This window comes from Paraburkholderia jirisanensis, assembly GCF_054782355.1.
The window spans coordinates 81,400-101,422 of record NZ_BAAGSQ010000007.1; the positions used below are offsets into that span (position 1 = coordinate 81,400).

19 protein-coding genes are annotated in these 20,023 nt (G+C 63.8%); 11 read left to right on the top strand and 8 right to left on the bottom strand.

Going from position 1 to position 20,023, the window contains the following annotated elements; genetic code table 11:
* Positions 1-20: 20 nt before the first annotated feature.
* Positions 21-650: a lysophospholipid acyltransferase family protein gene (locus ACYVNQ_RS05240; RefSeq protein ID WP_460901205.1), complete on the bottom strand. Its 630-nt coding sequence runs from the start codon at positions 648-650 to the stop codon at positions 21-23.
* Between the two features lie 266 nt (positions 651-916).
* Between ACYVNQ_RS05240 and ACYVNQ_RS05245 the strand changes: the two genes are divergently transcribed.
* The 5 genes from ACYVNQ_RS05245 to ACYVNQ_RS05265 all read left to right on the top strand — a co-directional run bounded on the left by ACYVNQ_RS05245 (position 917) and on the right by ACYVNQ_RS05265 (position 5,645).
* Entirely contained in the window at positions 917-1,519 is a 603-nt protein-coding gene (locus tag ACYVNQ_RS05245) for a CDP-alcohol phosphatidyltransferase family protein (protein WP_460901206.1), read from the top strand.
* A gap of 117 nt (positions 1,520-1,636) precedes the next feature.
* A complete protein-coding gene (locus ACYVNQ_RS05250) occupies positions 1,637-3,403 on the top strand; it encodes a bifunctional alpha/beta hydrolase/class I SAM-dependent methyltransferase (protein WP_460901207.1) in 1,767 nt (588 codons plus the stop codon).
* On the top strand, positions 3,400-4,803 hold the full coding sequence (locus ACYVNQ_RS05255) for a phosphatase PAP2/dual specificity phosphatase family protein (protein ID WP_460901208.1): 1,404 nt from the start codon (positions 3,400-3,402) through the stop codon (positions 4,801-4,803). Before ACYVNQ_RS05250 ends, ACYVNQ_RS05255 begins: the two co-directional genes overlap by 4 nt.
* On the top strand, positions 4,803-5,252 hold the full coding sequence (locus ACYVNQ_RS05260) for a hypothetical protein (RefSeq protein ID WP_460901209.1): 450 nt from the start codon (positions 4,803-4,805) through the stop codon (positions 5,250-5,252). The genes ACYVNQ_RS05255 and ACYVNQ_RS05260 overlap by 1 nt, the downstream gene beginning before the upstream one ends.
* A 6-nt stretch (positions 5,253-5,258) precedes the next feature.
* Positions 5,259-5,645, top strand: a complete 387-nt coding sequence (locus ACYVNQ_RS05265; RefSeq protein ID WP_460901210.1) for a hypothetical protein — start codon at positions 5,259-5,261, stop codon at positions 5,643-5,645.
* Positions 5,646-5,736: 91 nt separating this feature from the next.
* Here ACYVNQ_RS05265 and ACYVNQ_RS05270 read toward each other — a convergent pair whose 3' ends face one another.
* Entirely contained in the window at positions 5,737-6,855 is a 1,119-nt protein-coding gene (locus ACYVNQ_RS05270; RefSeq protein ID WP_460901211.1) for an enolase C-terminal domain-like protein, read from the bottom strand.
* Between the two features lie 358 nt (positions 6,856-7,213).
* On the opposite strand from ACYVNQ_RS05270, the gene ACYVNQ_RS05275 reads away from it, so the two are divergent.
* Entirely contained in the window at positions 7,214-8,140 is a 927-nt protein-coding gene (locus tag ACYVNQ_RS05275; protein WP_460901212.1) for a ketopantoate reductase family protein, read from the top strand.
* An 81-nt stretch (positions 8,141-8,221) separates the two neighbouring features.
* On the opposite strand, the gene ACYVNQ_RS05280 is transcribed toward ACYVNQ_RS05275, so the two are convergent.
* On the bottom strand, positions 8,222-8,914 hold the full coding sequence (locus tag ACYVNQ_RS05280) for a FadR/GntR family transcriptional regulator (RefSeq protein WP_460901213.1): 693 nt from the start codon (positions 8,912-8,914) through the stop codon (positions 8,222-8,224).
* Between the two features lie 268 nt (positions 8,915-9,182).
* Here ACYVNQ_RS05280 and ACYVNQ_RS05285 point away from each other — a divergent pair, with 268 nt between their 5' ends.
* Positions 9,183-10,322 carry a methyltransferase gene (locus ACYVNQ_RS05285; protein ID WP_460901214.1) on the top strand — a complete coding sequence of 380 codons (1,140 nt, stop codon included), beginning with the start codon at positions 9,183-9,185 and terminating at the stop codon, positions 10,320-10,322.
* A 300-nt stretch (positions 10,323-10,622) separates the two neighbouring features.
* Here the strand turns inward: ACYVNQ_RS05285 and ACYVNQ_RS05290 are convergent, their stop codons facing one another.
* Positions 10,623-11,888: a TIGR03862 family flavoprotein gene (locus ACYVNQ_RS05290; protein WP_460901215.1), complete on the bottom strand. Its 1,266-nt coding sequence runs from the start codon at positions 11,886-11,888 to the stop codon at positions 10,623-10,625.
* Positions 11,889-12,458: 570 nt separating this feature from the next.
* On the opposite strand from ACYVNQ_RS05290, the gene ACYVNQ_RS05295 reads away from it, so the two are divergent.
* Complete coding sequence (locus tag ACYVNQ_RS05295; protein ID WP_460901216.1) at positions 12,459-12,671, top strand: DUF1059 domain-containing protein; 213 nt, start codon at positions 12,459-12,461, stop codon at positions 12,669-12,671.
* A gap of 52 nt (positions 12,672-12,723) precedes the next feature.
* Here ACYVNQ_RS05295 and ACYVNQ_RS05300 read toward each other — a convergent pair whose 3' ends face one another.
* Both ACYVNQ_RS05300 and ACYVNQ_RS05305 read right to left on the bottom strand, forming a co-directional pair.
* Entirely contained in the window at positions 12,724-14,271 is a 1,548-nt protein-coding gene (locus ACYVNQ_RS05300) for a UxaA family hydrolase (RefSeq protein WP_460901217.1), read from the bottom strand.
* Between the two features lie 412 nt (positions 14,272-14,683).
* Positions 14,684-15,004, bottom strand: a complete 321-nt coding sequence (locus ACYVNQ_RS05305) for a DNA-binding protein (RefSeq protein WP_460901218.1) — start codon at positions 15,002-15,004, stop codon at positions 14,684-14,686.
* A 390-nt stretch (positions 15,005-15,394) separates the two neighbouring features.
* Here ACYVNQ_RS05305 and ACYVNQ_RS05310 point away from each other — a divergent pair, with 390 nt between their 5' ends.
* A complete protein-coding gene (locus ACYVNQ_RS05310) occupies positions 15,395-16,225 on the top strand; it encodes a class I SAM-dependent methyltransferase (protein WP_460901219.1) in 831 nt (276 codons plus the stop codon).
* A gap of 39 nt (positions 16,226-16,264) precedes the next feature.
* Here ACYVNQ_RS05310 and ACYVNQ_RS05315 read toward each other — a convergent pair whose 3' ends face one another.
* Together ACYVNQ_RS05315 and ACYVNQ_RS05320 are read right to left on the bottom strand one after the other, a co-directional pair.
* A complete protein-coding gene (locus ACYVNQ_RS05315; protein ID WP_460901220.1) occupies positions 16,265-16,855 on the bottom strand; it encodes a DUF1415 domain-containing protein in 591 nt (196 codons plus the stop codon).
* Positions 16,856-16,894: 39 nt separating this feature from the next.
* Positions 16,895-17,593: a TetR/AcrR family transcriptional regulator gene (locus tag ACYVNQ_RS05320; RefSeq protein WP_460901221.1), complete on the bottom strand. Its 699-nt coding sequence runs from the start codon at positions 17,591-17,593 to the stop codon at positions 16,895-16,897.
* Between the two features lie 170 nt (positions 17,594-17,763).
* On the opposite strand from ACYVNQ_RS05320, the gene ACYVNQ_RS05325 reads away from it, so the two are divergent.
* Together ACYVNQ_RS05325 and ACYVNQ_RS05330 are read left to right on the top strand one after the other, a co-directional pair.
* Positions 17,764-19,047 carry an MFS transporter gene (locus tag ACYVNQ_RS05325; protein WP_460901223.1) on the top strand — a complete coding sequence of 428 codons (1,284 nt, stop codon included), beginning with the start codon at positions 17,764-17,766 and terminating at the stop codon, positions 19,045-19,047.
* Positions 19,048-19,311: 264 nt separating this feature from the next.
* Complete coding sequence (locus ACYVNQ_RS05330; RefSeq protein WP_460901224.1) at positions 19,312-19,905, top strand: nitroreductase family protein; 594 nt, start codon at positions 19,312-19,314, stop codon at positions 19,903-19,905.
* Positions 19,906-20,023 lie beyond the last annotated feature (118 nt).

Consider the following 20,023-nt stretch of genomic DNA (forward strand, 5'->3'; position numbering starts at 1 on the left):
CGTATCGTGTTGAACCGCATTCAGGTGGGTTGACGCACCGGTGACAACGCGACGACGGCGTCGCGCGCGCGTTGCAGAAAATCCGCTTTGGGTTCGTTGTCCGCGAGCGCGAGGTTGGCGCCGAAGTTCACCTTGCAGATCAACGGCACCGGCCAGATCGCGCCCTTGGGCATGATGCGCTGGAGGTTCTCGAGATACACGGGACATAGCTCGATGTCCGGGAACTCGCTGGCGAGCCGGAACAGTCCGCTCTTGAACGGCTGCGGCAGCGCGTCGGCACCGCGCGTGCCTTCCGGAAAAATGATGATCGAGTAGCCGAGCCGCAACGCCTCCCGCACCGGCTCGAGCGGATCGCTGTCGCCTTCGTGCTTGCGATCGATCAGCACCACGTTCAGCAAATGATTGGCGATATGCGTTTTCAGCTTGCCGTGCTGCCAGTAATCGCGAGCGGCGACCGGGCGCACGCGCGCGCGCAATTCGCGCGGCAACGCGGCGAGAATCGCCAGCGTATCGATGTGGCTCGTATGATTCGAGAAGTAGATTTTCTGCGTGGCGCCCGGTGCTGTGTCGTGCCAGACCGGATAAGCGCCCGCCACGAGGCGCACCACACCGAGCAGAAAATCCCGCTGCCACGCGTGCCAGATATTCATTGAATGCAACTCATGGACAGCGCTCCTCGCGGCTAGCCGCAGCGTCATGGTGAAGGGCTATTTCAATTAATAATCCGGCAAGGCTTTCAGTCGCCGCATTATGCCGAGTTTCCACGCGACACACCATATCGGCGGTCACCTTTCGAGCGCCTTGACGTTTTGCCGCGTTTAAAAGAGGATGACGCTGTTTCCCATCACGGGAAATGCATCGCGTGGGCGCCGGATATATCGCACGATTACGTTGCTGACCTGGTCGAGATAAAAAAATGAGCGTCTACGCATTGAAGCCGAAGTTCCAGAATTTACTGCGCCCATTGGTGCGGTGGCTCGCACAGGCGGGCGTCACGGCCAATCAGGTTACGCTTGCCGCCGCATTGGGTTCGATTCTGGTAGGGCTGATCGCCGGACTCGGTTTTCCGAATTACCGGTTATTTTTGCTGTTACCGGTCTGGCTGTTCTTGCGGATGGCGCTTAATGCCGTTGACGGGATGTTGGCGCGCGAATTCGGCCAGAAAAGTGCGCTTGGCGCCTATTTCAACGAACTCGGCGACATCGTATCCGACATTGCGCTGGTTTTACCTTTTCTAGTGATTCCCGCATTCAATCCGGCCGATATCTGGGCTTTCGCGCTAATCGCGGTGATCGTCGAATGCGCGGGTTTGATCGGACCGCTCGCCGGCGCGAGCCGCCGTTACGATGGACCGCTTGGCAAGAGCGATCGGGCGGTAGCCGTCGGCGTATTCGGGTTGTGGGTCGGGCTTAGCTTGCCGGTAGCGTCGTGGGCCGACTGGCTGTGGCGCGCACTCGTGGTGCTCTCGCTGATCACGATCGTCAAGCGCGTGAACAACGGTGTCGCTGAAACACGCTAGGTCGCGCTAACCCGCTTGAGAAGAAACGGTTTCATCGGCATCGCTGAACGCAGTTTCGCCTCCACGCGCTGTTTTGCGCAGGATTCTCAGCCGCAGTTCTTGCATCAGGACGCGACCATGACCTTTCGCCACGCCGAAGAACGGACGTTCGCCACGCACGACGGCCAGCAGCTTTTCTACCGGCATTGGCCGGTCGGGAACGACGTGGCGCGCCGCGGCGCCGTGATCCTGTTTCACCGCGGCCATGAGCATTCCGCGCGGATGGCGCATCTGGTTGACGAACTCGATCTGCCCGGACACGCGTTCTTCGCGTGGGATGCACGCGGTCATGGACACTCGTCGGGAGAACGCGGTTATAGCCCGAGCGCGGCGACATCGGTGCGCGATATCCAGACCTTCGTCGAGCATATTCGCGACACCTTCGGTGTGGCGATCGAAGACATCGCGGTGATCGGTCAGAGCGTCGGCGCCGTGCTCGCGGCGGCGTGGGTGCATGACTACGCGCCGCCGGTCCGTGCGCTGGTGCTCGCGTCGCCGGCGTTCAGAATCAAGCTATACGTGCCGCTTGCGATGCCTGGCTTGCGCCTGATGTACCGGCTGCGTGGGCGCTTCTTCGTCAACAGTTATGTGAAGCCGAAGTTGCTCACGCACGACCCGGAACGGATCGCCAGCTATCAGTCCGACCCGCTGATCGCGCGGGCGATTGCAGTCAACATGCTGCTCGATCTGCACGACATGGCCAAACGCGTGGTCGCCGATGCGGCCGCGATCACCGTGCCGACCCAGGTGCTGATTTCCGGCGCCGACTGGGTCGTGCACCGCAAGCCGCAGGAGCAGTTTTTCGAGCGCCTGAGTGCGACCCGCAAGCAGCGCATCGTGCTCGACGGTTTTCATCACGATACGCTCGGCGAACTGGAGCGCAGCAAGGCGGTCGCGCCGATCCGCGAGTTTGTGCTGCGCGAATACGATGCGCGCCAGGCACCTGTGTCGTTGCTCGATGCGCATCTGCGCGGGCCGTTCTTCGACGAATACACGAGCCTGAAGCGCCCGCCGCCGCCGTTGATGGCGGCGTACTGGAGCCTGGTGCGCGCTGGCCTGCGCTTTTCGAGCCTGCTGTCGTCGGGCGTTGCGCTCGGCTTCGAGCGGGGTTTCGACTCAGGCTCGACGCTCGACTACGTGTATCGCAATCGCGCGCAAGGACGCTCGCCGCTCGGCAAGCTGATCGACCGCAACTATCTGGACTCGATCGGTTGGCGCGGCATCCGTCAGCGCAAGCTGAACATCGAAGCGCTGATCGCCGATGCCATCGCGCGACTTCAGCGCGACGGCCAGCCGGTGCGTATCGTCGACATCGCCGCGGGTCACGGCCGTTATGTGCTCGACGCGATTGCCGATGCCACGCGCGGCCGCGCGCCTGTCGAACAGGTTCTGCTGCGCGACTACAGCCAGCCGAATGTCGACGCGGGCCGATTATTGCTGGTTGAAAAGGGCTTCGGCGCCGAGGCGTCGTTCCAGTTGGGCGACGCGTTCGACGCCGAATCGCTGGCCAGGCTCGAGCCTCGTCCGACGCTCGCGATCGTGTCGGGTCTTTACGAACTGTTCAGCGACAACGCGCCGATTCGCGCTTCGCTGGATGGCCTTGCCCGAGCGGTGGCGCCGGGTGGCTACCTCGTCTATACCGGGCAGCCGTGGCATCCGCAGCTCGAATTCATTGCACGTACGCTGAAGAATCATCGCGGCGAACCCGCGTGGGTGATGCGACGCCGCTCGCAGGCCGAGCTGGACGAACTCGTCGCGCGTGCCGGCTTTCGCAAGGTTGCGCAGCAGATCGACGAGTGGGGCATCTTCACGGTGAGTCTCGCGCAGCGGATGGCCGACGTATGAGTTATGCGCTGCCGGGTCCGGCCTCGGATGAAACAAACGAGCAGCCTGCGACGTTTGGCGCCAAAGTACTGTTGCTCGCCGCGATGGGCGCAGTGTTCTTCTCGAGTTACGGTTTCGCGAACTGGCTTGCAGGACAGCATGCACATGTACCGTCGTTCAGCTTCGCGTGGGAGCATGCGATTCCCTTCTGGCCGTGGACCATCGTGCCGTACTGGTCGATCGATCTGCTGTACGCGATTTCATTCTTTCTGTGGAAGTGGCGCGCGGATCTGCTCGATCACGTGAAGCGGCTGCTGACGGTGCAGGTCATTTCGGTGGTGTGCTTCATCGCGTGGCCGTTGCGCTTCGGTTTCGACCGTCCCGTGGCGGATGGCGCGGCCGGCGCGCTCTTCACGCTGCTGGCCGGCTTCGACAAACCGTTCAATCAGGCTCCGTCGCTGCATATCGGTCTGCTGGTCGTGCTGTGGGCCGTGTATGCGATGCGGGCGCGCGGCGTGTGGCGCTGGGTTCTGCATGCGTGGTTCGCGTTGATCGGCATCTCGGTACTGACCACGTATCAACATCATCTGGTCGACGTGCCGACCGGCGCAGCGGTCGGCTGCTTTGCGTTATTTATGTTTCCAGTGCGGCGTCGCGCACGTGTTGCACAAGAGGTGACCGATGTCGCCACGCTCGCTCGCGCACGGCGTATCGCGCGGTTCTATGCAGCCGGTGCAGTGGCGCTGCTTGTGGTGGTCGGCTTCGTGTTGCCGGTTTCGGTACTGGCCGCGTTGCTGGTCGGCTGGGTGGCGTTGGCGTTGCTGTGCGTGGCAGTCGTTTATTGGCAGGTGGACGCGGCGTGGTTTCAGAAGAACGAATCGGGTGCGCTCGCTTGCGCCACTCACGCGCTGTTCGCGCCGACGATGCTCGGCGCGTTTCTCAACTCGCGGGCGTGGACGTTTCGACATCCCGCGCCTTCGCCAGTCGGCGATGCGGTGTTGATCGGCCGCACGCCGACGCGGCGCGATCTGCGTCGTGCGGGCGTGACTGGCATCGTCGATCTGACGGCTGAGATGCCGCGCTGGGCACGCACGGATCCGCAGATTCGCCATGTGTGCGTGCCGCAACTCGATCTGCTAGCGCCGACACTCGCTCAATTGCAGCAAGCCGTCACCGCGATCGACCAGTTGCGCGCCGAAGGGCGCACGGTACTGGTGTGCTGCGCGCTCGGCTATTCCCGCAGCGTCTTGAGCGTTGCCGCGTGGCTCGCTGTGCATCTGGGCCTGCGCGATGCGAACGAGGTGATTGAGCGGTTGCGCGAAGCAAGGCCGCAGGCGGTGGTGTCCGCACAGAGCGTCGCGGTGCTGCAGCGCTTTATCGACCGGTGCGCGGGTGCGGAAGCACTCAAGGAGCGTGCGTGATGAGCGAGCAGGTGGCATCGACACATTTCAAGCTGTCTGCGGCGCGCGGTTTGCTCGACGCTGCGTTGATCGTGGTGCTTTGTTCGCACGTGGCGGCATGGCTTGGGCTTGGCTTGGCGTTCACGCTGCGATCGTGGCCATGCGTCGCGGTGAGTGCCGTGAGCGTTCTGGTCGCCGCGCTGACGCTATGGCTGCTGATTCGCGTGACGATCGACCGCCGCCTGTTCGCCGCGCTCGTTCACGCCACCGTCACGCTGAATGAAGCCGATGGGCTCGGTGCGCTGGATCAGGCCTTGCTGCAACTCGGCTGGATCGATCAGGCGAAAGCCGGCAGGTCGCTCGACGCACGCGTGCGCGGCGTGACGGGCCTGCTTCGGCAAAGCGTCGGGTTGGCCGTGCTGCAGTTGCTGATCGTGGCCGCCGCCGCGTGGTGGGGCGCGTTTCCTTGAGCAGCTTTGACCGCCGTCCACACCACTGAGTCGCTTTCGATTGATGTCAGTATGCTTTCGGTTTTGCGGGATTTTTTCGGGTTTACCGGTATCAAGTTATGGGGCGATGCCGCCGTTAACGACAACAGGGCAAGCCGTCGAAACCGCAGATATCAGGAAAAAATCATGTCGATGTCACCGATCTCCAGCAGCGCCGTCCATCAGCACCAGCAGCCGGCTGGCAACGCGTCGTCAGCCAGCAAGTCGTCCACTGAGATGAAATTTCACATTCCCGGCCACCATGACCATGGCGGCGGCGCTGTGCAAAGCGCGCAGGCTGCTCCCACCGCGGCCAGCGAAGCGGCCAGCGCGATCTCGTCGGTGCTCGGCACGCTAATCACGGTTCTCGCTTAGGGTTTCCAGGCCACACAGCCGCCGCGGAATTTGCCGTTCGAGAAAGCTGAATGGCGAATCCGGGTGCGCTTATGCCGCAGCGACTTACCGCCTAATCCGCGCGATATCGCTCGACGCTGCTTGCGCGCCACTGCAGGCCGAGTCCCGGCCGGTTGGCCGGCGCGATATGACCGTCGGCAATCGCGAGCGGCTCCTCGAGAATCGGCTCGGCCCAACTGGTGTATTCGAGCCAGTGCGCGCCCGGCGTCGCCGCCAGCAGATGCACGCTGATCTCGGGAAACAGATGCGACGACACCGGCACGCCGCGCGCCGCAGCAATCGCGGCGCCGCGCTGCCATCCCGTTACGCCGCCGATCCTCGCGATATCGAGCATCAGAAAGTCCGCGGCATTCATCGACACCGCGTCGTACACGGCATCGGGCCCATCGAGGTTCTCGCCGAGCTGCACAGGGATCGGCAATTCGGAGGCAATCGCCGCGTAGCCGCGCAAATCGCGATGAAGGATCTGTTCTTCGAGCCAGTAGATGTCGAGATCGAGCAGATCGCGGCCGCGCCGGATCGCATCCTGCACCGTCAACGCCTGGTTGTAGTCGACCATCAGGTCGACCGAGTCGCCGATTGCCGCGCGCACTGCCTGCGCGACCGCGCGATCTGTCTTCGGATCGGCGTGACCCAGCCGCAGCTTGACCGCGCGGAAGCCGGGCTCGAGCAGCTTGAGCGCTTCCTGGGCGGCTTCGTTCGCCGGCATCATGCCCAGCCCGTCGCTGTTGTACGCGGGAACCGGCGCAAGGCTGCCGCCGAGAAACATGGCGAGCGGCTGATGGGCGGCGACCGCGAGCGCATCCCACAACGCGATGTCGATGGCCGCGAGCGCCATCCGGGTGACGCCGGTTACGCCGAGCAGCGCGTAGCGTCGTTCGAGGAAGGCACCGATCGCGTGAGGCGAGACGGGCATGCCTGCGATCAGTTCAGCCGCCTCGCTGACGATCTGCGCGATCGCCTTTGCGCCGCTGTCCCGATAGCAGAACAGATAACTGCGGCCGACCACGCCTTCCTTCGTTTCCAGATCGAGCAACAGTAGCGGTGCCGCCGTGACGCGGGCTGCGCTCGTGCCGAGCGGGAAGCGCATCGGTACCTTCACGAAGCGCGTTCGGATGGCCGATATATGCAGGCCTGACGGCAAGGCCGGTGAAGAGTCTTCAACACTCACTTTTCCACTCCTGAGTTGTTGCGAAGGCGTCGACGATGCAGCCTCGACCGAGTCCCGCTGCGAGACGACGTGCTGAGGTTCGTTATAAACCAGCAAAAGCCTGATCGTAACCAAAAAGTGAACCATTGGCAGCGTATCTTACCCTTAATGGGTAGCCATTCGTGATGCCTCTCGCGTGCCGACAAAGCACGCAAATGTTGGCGTCTATCCTTCGAATGCCTTTCGGTGCTTGGTTCCATGCCTGTTGTCGCATCCAGCCGCCGCGCGAAAAGAGACGTCCACATTTGTGTTTGACATCACCGGCTTGTTGAACCAACATAGCCATTATCCAAATTGGCTACCCATCACGACATAAACCATGAAAATCGCAGTAATCGGTTCGGGCGGCGTCGGCGGCTTCTACGGGCTCAAGCTTGTTCAGGCCGGACACGACGTGACCTTCCTCGCGCGCGGCGCTCACCTGCGCGCGATCGAGGAAGGCGGCCTGCACGTCGAGAACGACCTCGGCAACAACTTCTCCGCACGCGTCAACGCGACCGATGACATCGCACAGCTCGGGCGCCCCGACCTGATCATCATCGCGGTGAAGATGTGGGATCTGGAACAGGTCGCGCAGGACCTCAAGAAGATCGCCGGTCCGCAAACCGTGGTGCTTTCGCTGCAGAACGGCGTCATCAAGGACTACATGCTGCACAAGGTGTTCGGCGACGACGCGGTGATCGGCGGCGTCGGCTATGTCGCCACGACGATCGGCCGGCCTGGCGTAATCGCTCAGACGGGCGCGTTGCAACGCATCCGGCTCGGCGAATACGATGGGCAGAAGCGGCCTCGTAGCGCCGAACTGGTGGAGAGCTTCGCTTCGGTCGGCGTCGACGCGACGCTGGCCGACAACATTGCCCGCGTGCTGTGGGAGAAGTACGTGTTCCTCGTCGGGCTTTCGTCGATGACCTGCCTCACGCATCTGACGATCGGCCCGATTCGCGAAAACGAAGGCAGCCGCCGGGTGCTGCGCTCGGTGATTGCCGAAGGCGTCGCGGTTGGCCGCGCGCACGGCGTCGCGCTGCCCGGGAACTATGCGGACGAGTGCATGCGGCTGGTCGACGGCTTGCCGTACACGATGACCTCGTCGATGTTCCACGACATGCAGAAGGGCAATCGCATCGAGTTGCCGTGGCTCGGTGGCGGTGTCGTCTCGCTCGCGCAGGATACGGACGTCGCGGTGCCGGTCAACACGATGATCGCCGATGCGCTTTCGCCTTATGTGAATGGCCGCAAGCCGGGCTGATGTCTGCGCTCGCTGTCGCGCGGGCCTCCGACTGCTCCGAGTGACGACCTGCTGCCGCGCTAAGGCCGGCGCGTTGCTGCGTCATTCAGCTTGCCGCAACAACGCCGATTCGACGCAGCGCAGATGCGCCCGCGTCGCCTTATCCGCGGCGGCCGCATCCCGCTCGCGCAACGCAGTAAGGATCGCATCGTGCTCCTGCCGCGAGAACACGCGGCGTTCGGCCGTCAGGAAACGCTGGCGGATTTTGCCCCATTCCGCTTTTGCGTTGGCGGCCGTGATCGCGTCATAGGCGCGGATCAGCACGGAGTTGTGGGTCGCTAGCGCGATCGCGCGATGGAAGGCTTCGTCGGCGCGCTCGTATGACTCGAAGTCCTGTGCCTGGTGATAGTTCTGCGCGCAGTCGATCAGATGTTCGAGATCCGCGCTGGTGCAATTGATTGCCGCGAGCGCCGCGAGGCTTGGCTCGAGCGCAATGCGCGCTTCGAGGATCTGGCGCGGATTGACGTCGCGCAACGCGAGTTCCGGGCTGATCGCATCGGTGGATTTGCCGGCGGCTGCCGGCGTGCCCGTGGTCTCGACGAGGTAGGTTCCGTTGCCGACCTTGCGAACGATGCGGCCTTCGACTTCCATCGCCAGCAACGCCCGGCGGATCACGTTGCGCGACACGCCGAACTGTTCGGCGAGTGCTCGTTCGGTCGGCAGTTTGTCGCCGTGCTGCACGCCGCTGTTCAGCAGGTGGTCGCGCACTTTTTCGGCAGTCGGATCGTTCCGCACGGCAGGCCCTCTGGGTGGCTATTCAACGCAAGGCAGCATGTCGAGCCACATCGCTTTATTGGGTAGCCAATCATAGCAGATGCCCCGGCTGGTTCAGCGGCGACCGGCTCAGCGCCTACCTTCCGCCTGGCGTCGCACTGGGTAGCCGCAAACGCCGAGCCGCTTTCGGTTGTCAGACAGGTCTATGTGCTGCATTGTGTCGCGTAGTCCGTTTTGCTTTTCCGCGCGACGGCCGCGAATCCTTCTGCTCCGCCTGCGCTATTAGTCCATGACCACACCCACACCCGTTGCATTGCCCACCATCACCTGGCCCGAAGCCGACGGCCCGCGTTCCGCGCGCTGGCACTCCGAAGCCGCCGTGCCGCCGCCCAAACGCGTGGTGATCGCCGACGACCGCACTACCGCCGATGCCGCCTATCGTCTCGCCTGCGAAGGCACCGCGCTGCTCTGGCGCGGCGACTACCAGAACGCGCGGCAACTGCTGCAGGCGATCACCCGCCGTCTCGAACGCAAGCCGCGCAAACAGGCGGCTTCATTGCTCGATGCGTTCAACTTGCATCGTCAGGCGCAATCGCAGCGTGCCCGTACGCTCGGCATGCTGCTGATCCCGCTCGACGCCGACTACACGATCCCGCTGCGCCGCGCGCCCGATGTGCAGCAGGCCTGCGCCGAAGTATATGGGCCGCCCGGCGATGAGGCGTCGGTGGTGTCGCTGCGCGAATTGCAGGGGCTGGTCGGCGCGCATGAGTGGCGCAAGAAGGGCGTCGACATTCCCGCGCTTGGCGAGCGCATTCACCCGCACTACGGCGTGTTCTCGCCGGTGCGCGGCGAATATCTGGATCTGGTGATGCGCGCGCCATTGCTGGCGTTCGCGAAAGCGTTCGATATCGGCACCGGCACTGGTGTGCTGTCCGCGCTGCTTGCCAAACGGGGCGTGCGCAAGATCGTCGCTACCGATCAGGATCCGCGCGCGCTCGCGTGTGCGCGGGAAAATCTCGAGCGGCTCGGCCTGAACGGGCGCGTCGAAGTGATCGAAGCCGATCTGTTTCCGCCGGGCCGCGCGCCGCTGGTCGTGTGTAATCCGCCGTGGCTGCCGGCACGGCCCGCGTCGCCGATCGAATACGCGATCTACGATCACGAAAGCCGCATGCTGCTGGGCTTTCTGAACGGTCTCGCGGAGCATCTCGAGCCTAACGGCGAAGGCTGGCTGATCCTGTCCGACTTCGCCGAACATCTCGGCATGCGCACGCGCGATACGCTGCTCGCGGCGATCGAACAGGCGGGACTCGTCGTCGTCGGGCGCGACGATATCAAGCCGCGTCACCCGAAAGCGACGGATCCGTCCGATCCGCTGCACAAGGCGCGGGTCGCTGAAGTGACGTCGCTGTGGCGGTTGAAGGTGCGTTGAAGGTTGGTTGAAGGGCGCAACACGCCTCGGCTTCTTCGTGTTTGCCGCTGCGGCGGTGAGCGGCACGGCTCTCATGTGTTTGCCGCCGTAGCGGCGAGCAGAACGGCTCCCTTGTGTTTGCCGCCGCGGCGGTGGGCAGAACGGCTCTCTTGTGTTTGCCGCTGCAGCGGTGAGCGGCACGGCTCTCTTGTGTTTGCCGCCGTAGCGGTGAACGGCGCGGCTCCCTCGTGTTTGCTGCCGCAGCGGGAAGCGGCACGGACTCAGGCAACGGCCGTCATTGTCTGAGTCCGCGCATCTGGTTCAGCGCCGCGCGCTCGCCAGATAGTTCAGCGCACCGAGCCCGGCAGCCAGTCCGCTCGCAAAGCAGGCGGTCAACAGATACCCGCCGGTCGGCGCTTCCCAATCGAGCATTTCTCCCGCGCAGAACAGGCCAGGCAGTTGCCGCACCATCAGCTGCGCATCGAGTGCTTCGAACGGCACGCCGCCGGCGCTGCTGATCGCCTCCGCCAGCGGCCGCGCGCGCACGAGCCGCAGCGGCAGCGCCTTGATCGCACGCGCGACCTGCGCGGCGTCGAAGAACGCTTCCTTTGAAAGACATTCGTGCAACAGTCCAAGCTTCACGCCCGCCATGCCGATGCGGCTTTGCAGATGGCTCGACATCGAGCGCGAGCCGCGCGGCCGCGTCACTTCCTCGATCACGCGCGCTTCGCTCAAGCCGGGCGCCAGGTCGAGATGGATCACGGCTTCGCCATCCGCGAGGATGCGTTCGCGAATCGCCGCGGAAAGCGCGTAGACCAGGCTGCCTTCCACCCCGCTCGTGGTCACGACGAACTCGCCCTGACGACGCAACGGCTGCCGGTCGACATCCGTCACCGCGATGGCGACTGCCTTCACCGGCTGCCCGGCGTAGTGCTCGCGAAAGTGTTCGCTCCAGTCGGCATCGAAGCCGCTATTCGTCGGGCGCAGCGGCGCGACCGGCACGCCGCGCTGCTCGAACAGCTCAACCCACGAAGCGTCCGAGCCGAGCCGCGGCCAGCTACCGCCGCCCAGCGCAAACACAACCGCATCGGCATCGAGTAGCTGTTCGCCGTCGGGCGTTTGCATGCGCAGTGCGTGCCGCGCGTGCTTGCCTTCGGTTTCAGCCCAGCCGAGCCACTTGTGCCGCATGTGAAACTGCACGCCCGATTCCCGCAGCCGATGCAGCCACGCGCGCAGCAGCGGCGCGGCCTTCATGTCGGTGGGAAAGACGCGGCCCGAACTGCCGATGAAAGTATCGATGCCCAGTTCGGCGAGCCACGCGCGCAATGCATCCGGGCCGAAGCGGTTGATCAGCGGCGCGATCTGTTCGCGGCGCTTGCCGTAGCGTGCGAGAAACGGTTCGAGCGGTTCCGAGTGCGTGATGTTCATGCCGCCTTTGCCGGCCATCAGAAACTTGCGGCCGACCGAAGGCATCGCGTCGTAGAGATCGACCTGTACGCCGTGTTGAGCGAGTGCTTCGGCAGCCATCAGGCCGGCGGGGCCGCCGCCGATCACGGCGACGCTACGGCGATCGTGCAGAGTCGACATGCGTTGAAGGTCATTCGAAAGCGTGGGAGTGGAGCGGTGTAGGGCATGCCGAGCGCATCGGCGAAGCGGGCCGCGCCGCATTTTCCCATACACCGGTAGCCGTGCCCAAAAGGCTTTGAAGCGAGCCGGCGCGCCGGCCTCGCGGCGGTGGGCCGCATGCCGCCGCAGCTCGCACGCGCCACGCCACGCCACGCTACGCACACGCACACGCACACGCACACGCACACGCACACGCACACGCACACGCACACGCACACGCACACGCACACGCACACGCACACGCACACGCCACGCCACGCGCGACCTGCACGCGCACAGTCCACGACTCCACCAATCGCCCGTCCGTCCCGTGGATCGTGGCTCAGGCGCGCTGCACACGCCGCCCTAAGCGCTTGCACCGAGCGTTTTTCGGTGCCGCGCGACCTATACTTTTTTCACCCACCCCGCCGACGCTTTCTGCGTCGTTTCCACGCGCTCACCTCGCCGACCATCCTTGATCTTGCCGCTACGACGTGGACGCCACGAGGCACGCAGGCCGTGCGTCGCGCTTTTCATCTGAGGAGTATGGCCATGTCACGCGTATTCATCGATTGCCGCGAATGTCCGAGCGATGTCGGATGCTCGGTTGCGCTGAGTGCCAATTCGGAAGGCGAGCTCCTCGAAGCGGCCGTGCAGCATGCGGTTGCCGTGCACAAGCATGAAGACTCGCCTGAACTGCGCTCGCAACTGAAGACGATGTTTCATGAAGGCACGCCGCCTCTGGACCTGCCGCGCAGCGCCTGACTGACCGTGCGCGCATGCCGGCGCATGAACGCGCACGCGAACACATCGCATTTCAGGTCACGACACCGACTTGCCAGGGCACAAACTCGTTCTGCCCATATCCATGCACTTCGCTTTTCGAGCGCGTGCCCGACGCGCAGTCGAGCATCATCTGGAAGATCGCTTCGCCGAGTTCATCGATCGTCGCGCTGCCATCGATGACGCCGCCGCAGTTGATGTCCATATCGTCTTGCTGGCGCGCCCACAGCGCGCTGTTGGTGGCAAGTTTCAGCGAAGGCGACGGCGCGCAGCCGTATGCGGAGCCGCGCCCGGTGGTAAAGCAGATCAGGTTCGCGCCGGACGCGACCTGGCCGGTCGCCGACATCGGGTCGTAGCCGGGCGAATCCATGAACACGAAACCCTTCGCGGCGATCGGCTGCGCGTATTCGTACACGTCGACCAGATTGGTGGTGCCGCCTTTCGCGACTGCGCCGAGCGATTTCTCGAGAATCGTCGTCAGGCCGCCAACCTTGTTGCCCGCCGACGGGTTGTTGTCGAGTGCCGCGTTGTTGCGCGTGCAGTAGTCTTGCCACCACGCGATACGCGCGAGCAGCTTTTCGCCAACCTCGCGGCTTACCGCACGCCGCGTCAGCAGATGTTCGGCGCCGTAGACTTCGGGCGTCTCGGACAGAATCGCGGTGCCGCCATGCCGTACCAGCCGGTCGACTGCCGCGCCGAGCGCCGGGTTTGCCGAAATACCCGAGTAGCCATCCGAGCCGCCGCACTGCAAGCCGACGTTCAGGTGCGAAGCCGGCACCGCTTCGCGCGTCGCGCGATTCGCGTCCGCCAGCATCTCGCGCACCATCGCGATGCCGCGTTCGATGGTCTTCACGGTGCCGCCGCTGTCCTGAATCGTGAAGCTGCGCAGCTTCGGTTGATCGCCGGAAAGACCGCCTGCTTCGAGCACGCCGGCGATCTGGTTCGCTTCGCAGCCAAGCCCGACGAACAGCACCGACGCAAAGTTCGGATGCACCGCATAGCCGGCCAGCGTACGGCGCAGGATCGTCATGCCTTCGCCATGCGTATCGATGCCGCAGCCGAGACCGTGCGTCAGCGCGATCACACCGTCGACGTTCGGGTAGTCGGCCAGTTCTTCAGGGTGAATGTCGCGCCGGAAGTGCTCGGCGATCGCGCGCGCGACGGTTGCCGAACAATTGACGCTGGTCAGCACGCCGATGAAGTTGCGCGTCGCGACGCGCCCGTCGGCGCGGCGGATGCCCATGAAATGCGCGGGCTCGGCGGCGTAGGCGGTCGGATGCACGTCGACGCCGAATTCATGTTCGCGCGCGAACTCGGCCATGCCGAGGTTGTGCATATGAACATGTTGCCCGCGCGCGATCGCGCTGCGCGCGACGCCGATGATCTGGTTGTAGCGTTTCACCGGTTCGCCGCTGGCGATCGCGCGCGTGGCGATCTTGTGTCCGGGCGGAATCAGGCCGGCGACGACGAGGTCTTCGCTGTCGATGCGCGTGCCGGATACCAGCTGGCGGGTGGCGATGATCACGTCGTCGTTCGGATGCAGGCGGATGACGGCGTGGGCGGTGGGGCGTTCAGTCAACATCGGGCAGTCCTCGGGGATGGTGTGCAACCGATATCGCAGCAAGGGGGCGGTAAGCCTGTTGTTATGAACGCAGGCGTGCTGCTGCCGTCCCGCGAACGCTTCACAGGATAGCCGATTGGCGCGTTTGTCTGGATGGTCCTGCGCGTGTGAAAACGCAGACTATGCGCGAACCGCGCGGCACATCTGCGTCATGTGCGGTGCAGCATGCGCAATGCGTGATGCGCGATGATTGACACGGGAAAAGCAGGCGCTGTTCGTAGCCATTGGTTTTGCCGAACCGCGCCGCCTGGAGGTTGAAGCGCGCTCGGGCAACAAGCGCGTCAAGGTTGTCAAAGATCGGCTTGCCCGTTCACCGTGTTGCCCGCACGTCGTAACGTGCCAGACCTTGGGACAAGCATTGTTGCATTGCCGCTCAGCCCGGATAGGCTTCATCTACCTTCAATCCAGCCAGCTTGAAAATCACCCGCAAGGTTTGCGGTTTGATGTCGCGCCGCGACGCGAGCGTCGTCATCACGAAGTCGAGCACCTTCGCGTATTTCAGTAGCGTCAGGCAAGCCTCGAGGTCGACGCTGCCGTCGCGCATGTGTTCGGCGAGCCGCAGCATCTCGACCGAGATATCGCGCGCCATTTCCAGTTCCAGTTGCTGCTTTTCCGACCACTCGGGGGTGGCCGTCAGTTTCGCGAGCAACTCCTGAAATTTCTGCTCCGCATTTCCGTTGGGTATCGTATTCATTGCCGCCTCATTCGTTCCGAGCGCGCTTCCTGTGAACAGTCGCGGCACGCTTCAGGTTAGGTTGCGTCCGTGCCCGCTTGCCGGGTACGACCTTCCCCCATCGTTACCGGTTCGTCATGTCGTATCGGCGACCGGCAGCCTTGTCGTTATGGCGCGCGACGCGCGGCGGCGGCGTATGCCGTCCGTTTGTAGCGCTGCACGTTACGCGGCTCATGCAGCGCCCGTTCGGGGTCCAGCGATGCATAAAGCGTTCCTGAAATGGTGTTCGCGCACCGTTTCGCGGGCTGCCGAAAAGCCGGCCGCTCGCGGTTTGGGTAAACTGGCAGCATCTTTTCCCTTTTTCCGTCACCTGTCGCACGTTGATCGTGCAATCGGTGGCATGGTCCTTCGATGTCAAGCAAAACCCACGAGATTCGGCCGAACCAGTCTGTCGAACTGCTAAAAGAACTGCACATCCTGACCCGCGACGGCAAGATGAATCAGGACAGCCGTCGCAAGCTGAAGCAGGTCTATCACCTGTTCCAGTTCATCGAGCCCCTGCTGAAAGATCTGAAAGAAACGAAAGGCGCGCTCACGCTGGTCGATCACGGCGCCGGCAAGTCTTACCTCGGCTTTATTTTGTACGACCTGTTCTTCAAGGAACTGCGCGATAGCTCGCATATTTATGGCATTGAGACGCGCGAAGAGCTGGTGGCGAAGTCCGAGGCGCTGGCGGCAAGGCTGGGCTTTGGCGGGATGTCGTTTGTGAATCTGTCGGTGGCGGAGTCGATCGAGTCGGACCGGCTGCCGCCGAGCGTCGATATCGTGACCGCGCTGCACGCGTGCAATACCGCGACCGATGACGCAATCCGCTTCGCGTTGCAAAAGCGTGCGAAGTACATCGTGGTCGTGCCGTGCTGTCAGGCGGAGGTGGCGGGTGTGCTGAAGCAGAACAAGAGCAAGTCGCTCGGCGACGCGCTCACCGAGATCTGGCGGCATCCGCTGCATACGCGCGAATTCGGCAGCCAGATCACCAATGTGCTGCGCTGCCTGCAACTGGAAGCGCACGGCTACCAGGTCAACGTGACCGAACTGGTGGGCTGGGAACACTCGATGAAAAACGAGCTGATCATCGCGCACTACAAGGATTTGCCTCGGCGCCGGCCGGCGGAGCGGCTCAATGAGGTGATGGATACGCTCGGGCTGGGGGAATTGCGCGAGCGGTTTTTTGTGGCGGCCTGAAAGGGCGGGATGCGAAACGTCGCAGCGGTCGCTGCAGCGTCAATCGTCGGCGGGCGTCGCCATCCACTGTTGCCAGCCTGCGTGCCCGATACGCCGCAAGATTTCCTGGTTACGTTCGTAGATCTCCGCGGCGTCCGGAAACGCAGCGACGGCGCGCTCGATGCTCGCTTCGCGTAGCAAATGCAGGATCGGGTAGGGCGCGCGGTTCGTGTAGTTCTCGATGTCGTCGGGCTCGCTGCCTTCGAACTGGTATTGCGGGTGGAAGCTCGCAATCTGCACCGTGCCCTCCATGCGCAACTGCTTGAGCAGCCGGTCGGCAAAGAACAGACAGTCGTTGTAGTCGACGAAATCGGCGAGCGCATGCGGAATGATCAGCAGCGTGGTGTCGATTGCGTCTGGATCGGCGGCTTCGAGCCGACGCAATTCGCTTTCGAGGTCTTCCAGCACGCGCTCGAGGTTAGCGGCCTCGCTGACCGCATAGCGGATCTGGCCTTTGACATGCACGGCCTTCGCGAACGGACAAAGATTCAGGCCGATTACCGCGCGCGTCAGCCAATGACGCGTAGCCGCCACGATTGCAGCGTGGGCGGCGTCGGATTCAGCATCGGCGGGGGACGAAGACGCGGGCATGTCGGGACTCGCTACAGGCAGGGCATAAAAACGGGTCCGCTATTCTACTGGTTCATCCGCGCAGGCCGCCGCGATCAGTTGCGCGGCGATGGTCGGTGCAATCGTGATTGGCCCGCAACCGGGGCCGTAGGTCTGGCTCGCTGCGTAAATGCCCTCGATCAGCAGCGCCAGCGCGTCGGCCAGTTCCATCGGATCGCGCGCGCCGGCCTGCATCGCAAGCTGATTGAGCCGCTCGATCAAGCGGGTCTTGTTGCGGCTGACGCACAGCCGCGCAGGGTGCGACGCATCCGGAAACTCCGCGGCTACATTGAGGAACGGGCAGCCCCGATAATCTTCTTTCGACGCACGCCGCGCGAGATCCGCGAAATACTGGTTGAGCTGTTTCGCGGCATCGCCGGGATGCTTGGCGATACTGCGGTCGAAGCGCGCAAAGAACTCGCGATCCGACAATTCGAGGTACGCAACGACGAGATCGTCTTTCGATGCGAACTGCCGGTACAGGCTCATCTTGTTGACGCCGGCTTTCTCGACCACCGCGTCCACGCCGACCGCGCGCACGCCTTCGCGATAGAACAGTTCGGTGGCAGCGCGCAGTAGATGCTCGTGCGCATCGGCTGCGCTGGTATTCGGACGGCGGCTGCCGCCGACGCGCTGCGCCGCACCCGCTGCTGCACGCGGCTTGCCGCGGGCTGGCGCGGCGCGCCGGGCGGAGGCTTTGACGGGCCGTGAGTCGTTCATGACATCCCTTGCTGGCGTATGGTTACCTTGACATGTTACCGATCGGTCAATACCATCGCAACACGATTGTGACGGGTCAGTCACAAGTCGTTCTCGCTTATCGTAAAAATCAGACAAACAACGCGCGGCGTCTTTCGCAGAACGGCCCGTTTTAATGGAGAGTAGAACGGATGAACTGGGTTGCAAGATTAGTCGGCGGGCGTTTCCATTACGGCTGGCTGGCCGTGGCCGTCACCTTCCTCGTGCTGCTAGCCGCGGCGGGCACGCGCGCTACGCCGAGCGTGATGATGGTGCCGCTCGAGCACGATCTCGGCTGGGGCCGCGCGACGATCTCACTCGCCATCTCGGTGAACATCGCGTTGTATGGGCTGATGGGGCCGTTCGCCGCGGCGGCGATGCAACGTTTCGGCATCCGCCCGACGCTGCTTACGGCGCTGGTCGTGATGGCGGCCGGTGTAGCGGTGTCGTCGATGATGACGGCGCCGTGGCAGATGATCATGACGTGGGGCGTGATGGTCGGCAGCGCGACCGGGGTCGCGGCGCTGACGCTGTCGGCGACCGTCGTCAACCGCTGGTTCACCAAGCGCCGCGGTCTGGTGATGGGCTTGCTGACCGCCAGTTCGGCCACCGGCCAGCTGGTATTCCTGCCGTTTCTGGCGGCGATTGCACAACATCACGGCTGGCGGCCGGTGATCTGGACCGTGGCGATCGCTGCGGCAGTCGTGATTCCGCTGGTGGCGTTCCTGCTGCCCGAGCGGCCGGCGGATCTGGAGCTGCGGCCTTATGGCGAGCCGGCCGATGCGCCGCCCCGAACCGACGCTACCAAACAGAACCCGCTGGCAATCGCGTTTGGCACGCTGGCGTCGGCAGGCAAGACGCGCGACTTCTGGCTGCTTTTCTTCAGCTTTTTTATCTGCGGTGCGAGCACCAACGGTTATATCGGCACGCACCTGATCGCGATGTGCGGTGACTACGGCATGTCGGAAGTGCAGGGCGCTTCGCTGCTTGCGGCGATGGGCATTTTCGATCTGTTCGGCACCACGCTGTCCGGTTGGCTGTCGGATCGTTTCAATGCACGTGTGCTGCTGTTCTGGTACTACGGGCTGCGCGGGCTGTCGCTGATTTATCTGCCGCATGCGTTCGGCATCGACTTTTTCGGCTTGCCGATTTTCGCGGTTTTTTACGGGCTCGACTGGATCGCCACGGTGCCGCCTACCGTGCGGCTCGCCAACGACGTGTACGGCAAGGAAGCCGCGCCCGTGGTGTTCGGCTGGGTGGTCGCGGGCCATCAGCTGGGCGCGGCGTTCGCTGCGCTGGGCGCCGGTATGCTGCGTTCGAGCCTCGGCACCTACACGGTGGCTTCGATGATTTCGGGTGGACTGTGCCTGATCGCAGCGGTGATCGTGTTGCGTATCAACCGTGGACCGCGTCGTGTGGCGGTGCAGGCGGCCTGATCGCATCAGGTGGACCGCTTGAGCAGATCGCCAGGACGTGTTGCGCGAGCGGACCGCCCGAGCAATTCACCCGGGCGGACCTTCTCAGCGTGTCTTGACTCACGCCGAACGGCGATACGCGGCGCCCTCCATGCGCGCCGCGTATCGCGGGGCTTCAGCGCAGCGTCAGCGAAGCGAACGATGGTGCGTCGCCGCACCTCCGGGTTATCCTATGCGGCTTCGGGCAGCCGCCCGTCGTTCCTGTACTTCGACCGTGAGACGCGTATGACCACAAAAATCGCACCCACCGACGTACCGATTCACGAACTTCTGGCAGGCCGCTGGAGCCCGCGTGCGTTTTCGAGCGAACCGGTGAGCCACGAGCAGTTGCGCGCCGTGCTGGAAGCCGCGCGCTGGGCGCCTTCGTCGTATAACGCGCAGCCGTGGCGTCTGATGGTGTTCGATCGCACCGCCGATGAAGTCGCTTTCAAGAAGGCCTTTGCCACGCTGGTGCCGTTCAATCAGGGCTGGAATGGCTCCGTGCCGGTGCTGATCGCGGTCACCGCACACACGTTGACCAGCAAGGGCGAAGTGAACCGCTGCGCGCCGTACGATGCGGGCGCCGCGGCGTTGTCGCTGGTACTGCAGGCGCACGCGCTCGGCCTCGGCGCACATCAGATGAGCGGCTTCGATGTCAACGCGTTCCGCAGCGCGTTTGCGATTCCGAACGACGTCGAGGTAATTGCAATGATCGCGCTCGGCCACTATGGCGATGTCGACAAGCTCGACCCGGTGCTGCGCGAGCGCGAGAAATCGGTGCGCACGCGTTTTGCGCTGGGTGAGGTGGCTTACGCCGGCGCGTGGAAGAAGGCGTTTTAATGCCGGCAGAGGTGGAACCGGTGCACGCGGTGGTGGTGGTGGTGGCGGCGATCCGGTGACATCAGGCAATCGACAGCGATCGCCTGCGTGCCACCCGGCGTCACATCGCCGTGCACAC